At 45.9% G+C, this 377-nt stretch carries 1 protein-coding gene; it reads left to right on the top strand.

The features are described from left to right. On the top strand, positions 1–274 hold a 274-nt coding region (locus tag AC6UDG_RS07410; protein WP_500706951.1), incomplete at its 5' end, for a hypothetical protein. Positions 275–377 lie beyond the last annotated feature (103 nt).

The raw sequence follows: 377 nt of genomic DNA, 5'->3' as shown, positions 1-377 counted from the left end.
GAGTTACATTCCGTGGCAATCAGGTCCAAAGGGAAGGGCGGCCACCGTTAATCTGTACGGTTGGACGCAATCAACTGGTGATGGGATTTACCTCCAAGAACGGCGTCAGAAAGTCGACGATTACCACGTTGACATGTTGACGTTCGTCAATAACGGGGTGAATCCGATCGTTGACATGAACGAGGGTGGTCATTTCTATCGTAGTAAGCAACTGGCGCAGAAGTTAGCTGGTTGCAAGTACCATCACGAGTTTCGGTACGTTAAAGACTACTAAATTATTTCAATAGATTACTTAAGTCTTCCCAGCCGCATCCACCTGAAGTCGGACCGTGATAGTTAGAATTTCCATTATCTTGACAGCCAAACAAGTTATTCAC

It is taken from the genome of Fructilactobacillus sp. X2R1C1, assembly GCF_059901435.1.
This window is presented reverse-complemented; position numbering and strand designations above follow the sequence as displayed.